Origin of the sequence: Kitasatospora sp. NPDC056184 (genome assembly GCF_042268405.1) — a bacterium.
GTDB lineage: Bacteria > Actinomycetota > Actinomycetes > Streptomycetales > Streptomycetaceae > Kitasatospora.
In genome coordinates this window covers 194,239-204,305 of sequence record NZ_JBHJUI010000010.1, presented here as the reverse complement: position 1 = coordinate 204,305, position 10,067 = coordinate 194,239, and the positions used below count along the sequence as shown (strand labels likewise).

The following is a 10,067-nucleotide window of genomic DNA, read 5'->3' as shown; positions in this document are numbered from 1 at the left end:
ATCCGCCGATCATTCAGCCGATCATCACGCTATCCTCCGGATGGCTCGTGTCATCCGTCGTCCGTCCTGTCCGGGGGAACAGTGATCAGCGAAATCCTGCCCGTGCCCGTCGTCGTCGAGACCGCCTACTCCGACCCGCCCGAGGCCCGCCTCGAACCCGAGGAGCAGGCGGTCATCGCCCCCGCCGTCGAATCCCGCCGCCGCGAGTTCACCACCGTGCGCCACTGCGCCCGCCTCGCCCTGACCCGCCTCGGCGTCCCGTACCGGCCCCTCCTGCCCGGCCTGCGCGGCGCCCCCGGCTGGCCCGACGGCGTCATCGGCTCGCTCACCCACTGCGCCGGCTTCCGCGCCGCCGCCGTGGCCCGCGCCGAGGAGGTCCTCTCCGTCGGCATCGACGCCGAACCCGCCCTCCCCCTCCCCGAAGGCGTCCTCGACGCCATCGCCCTCCCCGCCGAACAGCGGCGCAACACCGCCCTCACCGCCGCCCATCCCGACGTCCCCTGGGACCGCATCCTCTTCAGCGCCAAGGAATCCGTCTACAAGACCTGGTTCCCGCTCACCCAGCGCTTCCTCGACTTCTCCGAGGCCGACCTCACCCTCCACCCCGACGGCACCTTCACCGCCACCCTCCTCGTCCCCTCCCCCCTCCCCACCCTCTCCGGCCGCTGGCGCGTCCACGAGGGCCACCTCGCCACGGCCATCACCGTCCTGCGGTAGGCGCCCCGCCACCCGTGCGTCCGTCGCTGCCGGCGCCCACGGCGCGCCCGTGCGGCAGGGGGTCGCCGGCGAGGAGTCCGTCCGCGAAGCCCGCGGGTTCGATCTTCGAGCCGACCTGCGGGAAGCGCGGCGGCGCAGCCCGATCCGCTGATCGCCGGGCGGTCGTCAGATCCAGCCGTGGCGGCGGGCGTGGTGGAGGGTGGCGGCGGGGTGGGGGGTGCCGAGTTTGGTGGCGGCGGTGGTGAGGTGGTGGCGGACGGTGACCGGGGGGAGGGTGGTGGGGGTGCCGGTGGCGGCGAGGTCGAGGATGTCGAGTTCGTCGGCGGTCAGGACGGTGGTGTCCGGGGCCAGGGTGTCCGGGTGGACGTAGCGGGCTCCGGCGTGGACGGTGCGGACGACCTGGGCGAGGTGGGCGGCGGAGACGCCGCGCGGCAGGAAGCCCCGGGCGCCGGCGCGCAGGGCGCGGCGCAGGTCGCCCGGGCGGTCGTGGGTCGTGATGATCACGGTCGGGCAGGGCGGGAGCGGTGCGCCGTCGAGGGCCGGGGAGCGCAGGGCGAGGACGGCGACGTCGGGTCGCCGGCGGACGGCCAGGGCCGTCGCGGACGGGGCGGAGTCGGCCTCGGCGACGACGGTGAGGCCCTCCTCCAGGGCCAGCAGGGCAGCCAGCACCGCCCGGCGGCCGGGCTCGTCGTCGGCCAGCAGGACGCGGAGGGTGGGGAGGCGCTCGGTCATGCGGTTCAGCCTCTCAGCGGCCCCGGGGTGACAGAAGTGCGTGTACTCACCGAGGGTAGTCAACTTTCTCATGGGCGGCCCGTGACAAATGTCATGACGGAGCGTCACCGGATGGGACCGGAGCCGGAAAGTTCGCAGGTCGGGGCAGAGGTGGGGCCGGAGGCTCATGCTCCTGGGACAAGGGGGGAGGGAGGGTGGGGGTAGGTCGCCCGCAGCGCTGGAACGCGGGCGGAGATGATCACGAGGTGTCACCATGAGTAACGATTCTGTGAGCGGTATCCCCGCGCTGGCGGTGAGTGTGCACACTCAGGAGAACGGCGGGGTGGTCGGCGAGCGGCTGGGCTACGGGCTGCTGACCAGTACGGCGACGGTTCTGGTGCCCGATCCGCCCGAGGCGCTGGCCAATCCGTGGCGGAGGTTCACGGCCCGGATCTCGCCGTCGCCGGGAGGCGGCGAGGAGGCGGTCGTGGTACCGATCGGCGGCGTCAGCATCACGGCACTCAACGGCGACGGGATCACCACGGCGGCGGCGGTGCTGACCCTGGTCTGGGACGAACCGTTCCCGGTGGTGGCCGTCAAGGCCACGAGTGCGCGGTTGGCCGACACCCTGCTGCACAACCACGGCGACCAGTGGGCGACGTACGCCGAACTGGGCTTCCGGGTGGTGCGGCCCGAGCAGGCCGGTCCGCCGGACACCTGGTGGCTCAAGGCCTCCGAGTCCGGCACCGGGGTCGCCGGGAGTGCCAGTGACTACGCACGGGGTACCTGCTGCAGCAGCCGGGTCTGCTGCAAGGCGCCGCCGCAAAAGGCTGCGGGCATCGGCTCGGCGGCGGCGTGAACCGGGGCGGCGGGTCGTGATGGCAGCGGTCGCACAGGAGCGGGGGCAGGCGCGGCGGCCGGGGGCGGCGCGGTGGCTGCGGTCGGTATGGCTGCAGGACACCGCGCTGGCGGTGACGGCGATCATCCCGGAGTTGCTCTACTTCGGCTCGCTGGTCGCCCCGTGGGCGGACTGGAAGCAGCGGATCGGCATGCTGCTGCTCGCCCTCGCCGAGGCGCTGGCGCTGGTCGTGCGGCGCCGCCGTCCGCTGGCGGTCTTCGCCGCGGTGTGGGTGATCGCGGTCACCTCCGACCTGCTGTCGTGGGCCAACGCCCTCGACTACACCCCGTGCTTCGGCCTGTACATCGCCCTCTACACCGTCGCCTCGCAGTACCGGCAACGGGTGGCCGTGACGGTGCTGGTCCTCAGCCTCGTCCCGATGGGGATGGCGATCGCCGAGACGATCGGCGACTACGAGGGCCCGTTGACCACCCCCGTGCTGGTCGCGAACATCGCGTTCTACGTCCCGGTGACCCTGCTGGTGTGGGGGTTCGCGCGGTGGAGCCTGGCGACGAGGACGGAGGCGCAGCGGCACCGTGAGGAGGTCACCGAGGCGCGGCTGCGGGTCACCCAGGAACGGGTGCGGATCGCCCGGGAGCTGCACGACATCGTCGCCAACGCCGTCGCGGTGATCGTCATGCAGGCGGAGACGGCGCGGGCCACGGCCCTGGAGGACCCGGCCCGCGGCGAGGCGTTCGCGCACATCGAGGCCCTCGGCCGGTCGACGATGGCCGAGCTGCGGCACATGCTGCGGCTGCTGCGCAGTTCGGAGGCGGCGACCCAGGACGGGTACACCCACGGGCTGGGCGATCTGGACCGGCTGCTGGCGGACGTCCGCAAGGCCGGCGTCCGGATCTCGCTGGAGACCAGGGGCACGCCGCTGCGGGTCGACGACAGCGTCGGCCAGACGGCCTACCGCCTGGTCCAGGAGGCCGCCACCAACATCACCAAGCACGCCGGCCCCGGGACCCGCGCGGTGGTGCGGATCACCTGGGACCGGGCGCTGCTGATCGAGGTGGTGGACGACGGCGCCGGGCGCCCGCCGGGCGGGGAGGCCGAGGTGCACCCGGAACTGTCGACCGGGCACGGGCTGCTGGGGCTGCGCGAGCGGGTGGCGCTGTACGGCGGGCTGCTGAGCGCGGAGCCCTACGGGCCCGGGTTCCGGGTGGCGGCGGCGCTGCCGGTGTCCACGACGAGTGGTGCGGCGCCGGTGCCGCGGTGAGCCGGCCACCGGCCCCGCACCGGCGGTGCGGCTACCGGAAGGCGTCGGAGAGCCGGACGAAGGTGCGGCCGGCGGCCAGCAGGGCGGGGAGGGCGGCGGCGACGCCGCGGGCGGTGCCGGAGGCGGGCCGGTTCATGTGGGCGATGACGATGCCGCCCGGTGCGGCGTCGGTCAGTTCCCGCTGGACCTGGGCCGCGGGGAGGGTGGCGCCGCCGTCGGCGTTGGTGCTGAATCCGGCGATCCGCTGGCCGAGGTCGGCGGCGATGCGGGTGGCGACGTCGTCGTAGTGGGCGGTGCCCGAGCGGAAGAAGCGGGGCGGGCGGCCGAGGAGGGCGGTGAGCCCGGCCAGGTTGCCCGCGATCTCGTCGTAGACCTCGCCCGGGTCGCGGGTGCCGGCGATGCCGTAGGCCGAGCGGCCGGTGACGGAGAGCGGGCGGTGGGCGGTGCCGTGGTTGGCGATCTCGAAGAGGGGGTCGGCGGCGAGGTTCTCGAAGACCCGGGGGTTGGCGTCGATCCAGCGGGCGTTGAGGAAGAGGGTGGCGGGGACGCCGTGGGCGCGGAGGGTGGCGACGAGGGCGGCGTCGTAGCCGGAGCCGCCGGAACCGCCGCAGGCGTCGAAGGTGAGGGCGATGGCGGGGGCGGCGTCGGGGAGGGTGGTGAGCACGCCGGGGACGTCGAGGCCCCAGGCGGTGGGGACGGCACCGGCGTAGCGGGCGGTGACGGCCGCGCGGGCGGGCAGCCCGGCGGACGGCGCGGGGGACGCGGAGGGGACCTCGGACGGCGCGGGGGACGCGGAGGGGACCTCGGACGGCGCGGGGGACGCGGAGGGGGTGGCCGACGCGGAGGAGACCTCGGACGGTGCGGCGGATGCGGAGGGTGAGGGGGACCCGGAAGGGGTGGCCGACGGCGGGGCGGGCGCGGACGAGGTGGCCGACGCGGAAGGGGTGGCGGAGGGCACGGGCACGACGGACGCCGACGCGGCCGAGGACGGGGCCCCGGTGGGCGGCGCGGCCGTCGGCGGCCGGGCGGGCGGGGCGGCCGGGGTGGGCGCGCAGCCGGCCAGGGCGGTGCCGGCCGCGGCCGCCAGGAGGGTCCGCCGACTGAGTGCCATGAGAGCTCCGAACCTGTCCGACCGTCAGGGACCACCGATCCACGCCCCTCCATTCAGAGCCGCCGCGGCCGCCCGTGCAAGCGGGCGCGGCCTTCACGGGGCTGCCGCACGGCCGTGGGGCCCGGCTCACCGGAGGTTCACCGGGAAGGGTACGAGACTCCGCTGACATCCCGGCGAGAGCGGAGGCTTCCGATGGCGCAGGACAGGCACGAGGACGGCACGGCGGCGCGGCTGGGCCGGCGCGGACTGCTGGCGGCGGGGGCGCTCGGGGCGGTGGCGGCGGCCACGGCGACCGCGGGCGTCGCCCAGGCGGCCGACGGCGGGGCGGGCGACGGCGGGGCGGGCGACGGCGGGGCGGGCACCGAGCGGACGATCACGCTGACCGGCAAGCTGCCGACCGGTTCCCCCGACTTCGTCCACCTCCCCTTCGACGTCCCGGCCGGCGTCCGCGAGATCGCCGTCTCCTATCAGTACGACAAGCCGACCGTCCCGCCCGGCACCCCGGGCAACTCCTGCGACATCGGGCTCTTCGACGAGCGCGGCACCGACCTCGGCGGGCGCGGCTTCCGCGGCTGGTCCGGCGGCTTCCGGACGTCGTTCGCGGTGAGCCGGGAGCAGGCCACCCCCGGCTACCTGCCGGGCGCGATCCGCCCGGGCCGGTGGCACGTCGTCCTGGGGCCCTACCAGGTGGCGCCGCAGGGGCTGGAGTACCGGGTCGACGTGACGCTGCGGTTCGGCGCGCCGGGCGGCGAGTTCACCCCGGCCTACCCGCCGGAGCGCGCCCGGGGACGCGGGCGGGCCTGGTACCGGGGCGACTGCCACCTGCACACGGTGCACTCCGACGGGCGCCGCCAGCCCGCCGAGGTGGCCGCCGGCGCGCGCGAGGCGAAGCTCGACTTCATCGTGTCGACGGACCACAACACCACCTCCTCCCACGGGGTGTGGGGCCCGCTCGCCGGGCCCGACCTGCTGATCGTGCTCGGCGAGGAGGTGACCACCCGCAACGGCCACTGGCTGGCGCTGGGGCTGCGGCCGGGCCAGTTCGTCGACTGGCGCTACCGCTCGCGCGACGAGGCCTTCCCCCGGTTCGCCCGCCAGGTGCGGCGGCAGGGCGGGCTGGTGGTGCCGGCACACCCGTACTGCCCGTACGTCGCCTGCCAGTGGAAGTTCGGGTACGAGGACGCGGACGCCGTCGAGGTGTGGAACGGCCCGTGGACGTACGACGACGAGTCGGCGGTGGACACCTGGGACGCGCGGCTGGCGGTGGCGCTGCGCGACGGGCGGTCCTGGCTGCCCGCGATCGGCAACAGCGACGCGCACAGCGTCCCGCAGGTGATCGGCTCGCCGCACACGGTGGTGTTCGCCGAGGACCTGAACCGGGACGCCGTCCTGGCCGGCCTGCGCGCCGGCCGCAGCTGGCTGGCGGAATCGGCGGCCGTCCAGCTGGAGTTCACCGCGACCGGCGGCGGCCGGCAGGCCGGGATCGGCGAGGAGCTGGCCGTGCCGGCGGACGCGCCGGTGGACGTCCGGCTCGCCGTCTCCGGGGTGCCGAACGGCACGGTGCGGTTCCTGACCGACGAGGGGCAGCTCCACCAGGAGTCGCTGCCGGCCGAGGGCGCCGGGACGGTGGTGTGGCGCACCACGGCCTCGCTCGCCGCGTTCGTCCGGGCCGAGGTCCGGCACCCGAGGGCGGACGGGACCCCGGGCCGGGGCAACTCGATGGGCCCGGACCTGCCGTGGGGTCCGATGGCGGCGCTGACCAATCCGATCGTGCTGCGGGCGCGGAGGTAGCGGGGAGGCGGCCGGGAAGCGGGGGGACGGCGAGGGGACGGCGAGGGGGTGGCGGGAGGTCCGGGGAGAGGGGACTTCGGGGCGTGCGGTGGACTAGGTTGATCTCCGACAGCAGTCACTCATATGACGAGACGGTCGGCTGTCCGTATGTACGGGTTCGCCCGCACGCCTTCCGGCCGTCCCGCCCCCCATTCCCCGTCCGTCCCCGGCCCGCGAAGGGATCAGCAGCTGTGAACCGTACGACCGTAGGTGGGCCGGAGCTCGGAGGCGGACGGGGGGCGGGCAGCGTGGTCGTCCTCTCCGACCCGGCCGCCGGCGCCGGGAGCGGCGCGGTCGCCCCGCTGGTCGCGGACGCGCTCTTCCCGAGCGTCCACCTGCGCGCGGAGGACTTCCGGCGGTCGGTCCGGCAGGGGTACGTGGAGGCGGACCGGCCGGAGGCGCGGCGGCAGAACGTGACCGCGCTGGCGGCCACCGCGCAGGCCGCCTTCGCGTTCGCCTCGGGCGGCTACCAGGTGGTGGTGGAGGGCTCGGTCGCGCCGACGGCGCTGGACACCTTCCGCCGGGAGAGCCGGGCGACGGGGGCGGCGCTGCACTACGTGGTGCTCAACGGGGGCGCGGTGGCGGAGACGGACGGCTCGGCCACCGAGGACGCCGAGGTCACGGCCGACGCGGTGCTGGCCGGGCTGCGGCGGGGGGCGTACCTGCTGGGGTGGTGACCCCGGGCGGGCCGCCCCGGTGCACGGGGCGGCCCGGGGTCACGAGGTTCACGCGATTCACGCGGTTCACGCGGTTCACGGGAAGGGGGCGGTCCGCCGGTCCGGGGGTGACCGGCGGACCGCCCCTGCGGCCGGGCGCCCCGGTGTCCGCGCTCCCACAAGGGCGGACACCGGGGGCGGCCGTCGGCCCGGCGCCCGTACGGGGGACGAGCGCCGGTGGCGGTGCCGCCACCCTGAACTACGGACGGCGGGTCAGGAACGGTTCATTCCGCTCCACTTCCACGGCCGGTCCCGGTTCCCGTCAGCCCGCCCCGGCCATGCCGTGCGCCTCCAGGATCGGCCGCAGGGCGCGGACGGCGTAGAAGTTGCGGGACTTGACCGTGCCGAGCGGCACGCTCAGCAGCTGGGCCACCTCGGCCATCGACCGGCCCTTCATGTGCAACTCGACCAGCACGTCCCGGTGGTGGGGCTGGAGCTCGGCCATCGCCACCGCCATGTCCCGGGCCACGAGCACCTCGTCGTACGGGTCGTGGACGCCGGCGCGGTCCTCCGGGACATCCCCCGAGACCTCCTGGGCGCGGGCGGCCGCCTTCCGGTAGTGGTCGATGGCGATCCGGCGCGCCACTGTGAACAGCCAGGGGCCGCTGTGCTCGGGTCCGCGGTGCATGGCCGCCGGGTTCTGCCAGGCGCGCAGCAGGGTCTCCTGGACGATGTCCTCGGCCTTCCCGCGGTCGCCGCTGGTCACCCGGAGCATCGCCCGGAGCAGGTAGCCGCCGTGCAGCCGGTACAGCTCGGCGAGGGTGTCCTGGTCCAGGGTGGGCCGGGCGGGCGCCGGTACGACGGGCCCCCCGGCGTCCTCGGTGGTCGTTCCGGCGTGGGCGGTAGCGTCGATGGCCACGGCTGTTGAGCCCCTTACGACATTCGTCATTCGTCGGTACCCGGTCGGTGGTCGACGGTCGGTACCTGGGTCGATCGCTGTCTCGGCGCGCGGGGGCAGGCCACGGCGTACGGGCCGCTCTCCCCGGGCGCTGCCACGCTTGCAGCCGGCGCCAACGGCGGGCCAACGCGGACGCGGACGGCGGCGTTGGCGCGACGTTGGGGGCGCGTTCGCGGGCCGCCGGGGGCCGCCGGGGGCCGGGCGGCGACCGGCCGGGGCCGTCACCCGGCCGGAGGCCTCACTCCGGGCGGCGGCCGCCCCGGTTCCGTCCGGCGCGCACCGCGGCCGCGGCCAGGCCGACCAGCACCGCGCCGCCCAGGCTCACCCCGGTGACCGCCGACGCCAGCCGGTGGGCCGAACGGTCCGCCGGCGGCGGCACGACGACCGGCTCGGGAGCGGGCCGGGCACCGGCGTCGGCCGCCGGGGCGGTGGGCGAACCCCCGGCGGCCAGGGCCGTCATCGGGTCCACCGTGCCCCAGCCGACCGCCGGATCGGGCAGCGCCGTACCGGGCCGGTAGGCCGTGGTCCGCAGCCGCTCGGCGAGCTGGTCGACGGTCAGCGAGGGCGACCGGCCGAGCACCAGGGCCGCCGCCCCGGCCACCAGCGCCGCGGCGTAGCTCGGACCCGAGGCGGTGAAGGTGCCGCCGCCCGGCCCGGCGGCCAGCAGGGCCTCACCGGGCGCCACCAGGTCCACCCGCGAGGCCCGCCCACCGGTGCCGGCCGAGCCGGCGGCGGACGCGGCGGACGCAGCGGACGACTCGGCGGACGCCGCACCACCCGCCGGGGCGCCGTCGGCGCCGAGCGCGGCCACCGCGAGCACACCCGGGTAGCCCGCCGGATACACCGGGGCCGCGGTCGACTGGCCGTCCGGGCCCACCGGCGCGACCAGCAGCATGCCCTTGGCGGTGGCGTAGGCGACCGCCTCGGCCAGCACCGGCGCCGCCTCCGCGACCGGCGTCGCGACCACGGCGATCCGCGCGCCGCCGTCCGCCGCGGCGCGGATGCCCCGGGCCAGCAGGTCGGCGCTGGTGCTCCCGGCGTCGTCGGTGACCGCCACGGCCAGCACCTTCGCCCCGGGCGCGAGGCCGGACGGGGCGCCGTCGGCCGTCCGGCGGCCGGCGATCAGGCTCGCGAGGACGGTGCCGTGGCCGACGCAGTCCCGGCCGGCGTCGCCCTCGCCGTGCAGCCGCGGCCCGAGGCCGAGCCGCCCGGCCAGCGCGCCGGTCCCGGCCCCGGCCGAGGCGTCCACCCCTGACCCGATCACCGCCACCGTCACCCCGGCCCCCCGGCTCAACGGCCACACCGCCTCCGGCCGCAGGTACGCCTGCGCCCACCCGGCCCGGTCGGCCACCTTGCCCGAGGGCTTGCGGCACCCGTTCTGCCGCACGTCGGACACGGTCTGCCCCATCGCGGGCAGCTCCGCCGCCCCCGGCGACGCCCCCCCGGCGGCCGGCACCGGCGTGGCATCCCGCAGCGTCGGCTCGGCAGCGGGCCGCCCCTGCGCCGCCACGGCCGACGCCCGTCGAACGGTCGCCCCGCCCGCGGCCGCCCGGCCGTGGGGGGCGGACGGGGACCACACCTGCGGGCCGAGCCCGGCAGCCACCGGCGATCCGGGGCGAGCGGCACCGGCGGCGACCGACCCGGCCGACCCCGGCGCAGCGGACGGCCGGATCGCCGCGCCCGGCGGTCCGGCAACGGCCTCAGGAAACCCCGCCGAGACCGCACCACCGACCGACACGCCCGCGGCCGACCCGCCGACCGCCGAGGACCCGGGCAGAACCGCCCCATCGGCGAACGGCCCGACAGCCGCCGGGGGCGCGACCAGAGCCGCCCCACCGACGAACGGCCCACCGACCACCGGTGGCCCGGCGGCAGCCATCGGGGCGAGGACGGCCAGGACGGCGAGGCCGCCGACGGCCGCGGCGCCGCCGCGGGCGGCCCCGGCAACACGGGCGACTCCGGCG

General features: G+C 76.8%; 9 protein-coding genes. 5 read left to right on the top strand and 4 right to left on the bottom strand.

Features of this window, described 5'->3' with window-relative positions:
* Nucleotides 1-81: 81 nt before the first annotated feature.
* On the top strand, nt 82-717 hold the full coding sequence (locus ACFC0B_RS21455) for a 4'-phosphopantetheinyl transferase (RefSeq protein WP_376087817.1): 636 nt from the start codon (nt 82-84) through the stop codon (nt 715-717).
* A gap of 165 nt (nt 718-882) precedes the next feature.
* Here the strand turns inward: ACFC0B_RS21455 and ACFC0B_RS21450 are convergent, their stop codons facing one another.
* Nucleotides 883-1,449: a response regulator transcription factor gene (locus tag ACFC0B_RS21450; protein ID WP_376087814.1), complete on the bottom strand. Its 567-nt coding sequence runs from the start codon at nt 1,447-1,449 to the stop codon at nt 883-885.
* 253 nt (nt 1,450-1,702) lie between these two features.
* On the opposite strand from ACFC0B_RS21450, the gene ACFC0B_RS21445 reads away from it, so the two are divergent.
* Both ACFC0B_RS21445 and ACFC0B_RS21440 read left to right on the top strand, forming a co-directional pair.
* A complete protein-coding gene (locus tag ACFC0B_RS21445) occupies nt 1,703-2,287 on the top strand; it encodes a hypothetical protein (RefSeq protein ID WP_376087811.1) in 585 nt (194 codons plus the stop codon).
* Nucleotides 2,288-2,306: 19 nt separating this feature from the next.
* Complete coding sequence (locus ACFC0B_RS21440; protein ID WP_376087808.1) at nt 2,307-3,548, top strand: sensor histidine kinase; 1,242 nt, start codon at nt 2,307-2,309, stop codon at nt 3,546-3,548.
* Nucleotides 3,549-3,579: 31 nt separating this feature from the next.
* Here the strand turns inward: ACFC0B_RS21440 and ACFC0B_RS21435 are convergent, their stop codons facing one another.
* Nucleotides 3,580-4,659 carry a polysaccharide deacetylase family protein gene (locus tag ACFC0B_RS21435; RefSeq protein WP_376087805.1) on the bottom strand — a complete coding sequence of 360 codons (1,080 nt, stop codon included), beginning with the start codon at nt 4,657-4,659 and terminating at the stop codon, nt 3,580-3,582.
* 192 nt (nt 4,660-4,851) lie between these two features.
* On the opposite strand from ACFC0B_RS21435, the gene ACFC0B_RS21430 reads away from it, so the two are divergent.
* Nucleotides 4,852-6,450, top strand: a complete 1,599-nt coding sequence (locus ACFC0B_RS21430; protein ID WP_376087802.1) for a CehA/McbA family metallohydrolase — start codon at nt 4,852-4,854, stop codon at nt 6,448-6,450.
* Nucleotides 6,451-6,737: 287 nt separating this feature from the next.
* A complete protein-coding gene (locus ACFC0B_RS21425; protein WP_376087799.1) occupies nt 6,738-7,166 on the top strand; it encodes a hypothetical protein in 429 nt (142 codons plus the stop codon).
* Nucleotides 7,167-7,467: 301 nt separating this feature from the next.
* Here ACFC0B_RS21425 and ACFC0B_RS21420 read toward each other — a convergent pair whose 3' ends face one another.
* Both ACFC0B_RS21420 and ACFC0B_RS21415 read right to left on the bottom strand, forming a co-directional pair.
* Nucleotides 7,468-8,064 carry a sigma-70 family RNA polymerase sigma factor gene (locus ACFC0B_RS21420; protein ID WP_376087796.1) on the bottom strand — a complete coding sequence of 199 codons (597 nt, stop codon included), beginning with the start codon at nt 8,062-8,064 and terminating at the stop codon, nt 7,468-7,470.
* 277 nt (nt 8,065-8,341) lie between these two features.
* On the bottom strand, nt 8,342-9,511 hold the full coding sequence (locus tag ACFC0B_RS21415) for a S8 family serine peptidase (protein WP_376087793.1): 1,170 nt from the start codon (nt 9,509-9,511) through the stop codon (nt 8,342-8,344).
* Between the last annotated feature and the right edge of the window lie 556 nt (nt 9,512-10,067).

Coding starts and splice junctions, on each gene's coding strand:
- ACFC0B_RS21450 (WP_376087814.1), bottom strand. CDS start 1,449: ATGACCGAGCGCCTCCCCACCCTCCGCGTCCTGCTGGCCGACGACGAG.
- ACFC0B_RS21445 (WP_376087811.1), top strand. CDS start 1,703: ATGAGTAACGATTCTGTGAGCGGTATCCCCGCGCTGGCGGTGAGTGTG.
- ACFC0B_RS21440 (WP_376087808.1), top strand. CDS start 2,307: ATGGCAGCGGTCGCACAGGAGCGGGGGCAGGCGCGGCGGCCGGGGGCG.
- ACFC0B_RS21435 (WP_376087805.1), bottom strand. CDS start 4,659: ATGGCACTCAGTCGGCGGACCCTCCTGGCGGCCGCGGCCGGCACCGCC.
- ACFC0B_RS21430 (WP_376087802.1), top strand. CDS start 4,852: ATGGCGCAGGACAGGCACGAGGACGGCACGGCGGCGCGGCTGGGCCGG.
- ACFC0B_RS21415 (WP_376087793.1), bottom strand. CDS start 9,511: ATGGGGCAGACCGTGTCCGACGTGCGGCAGAACGGGTGCCGCAAGCCC.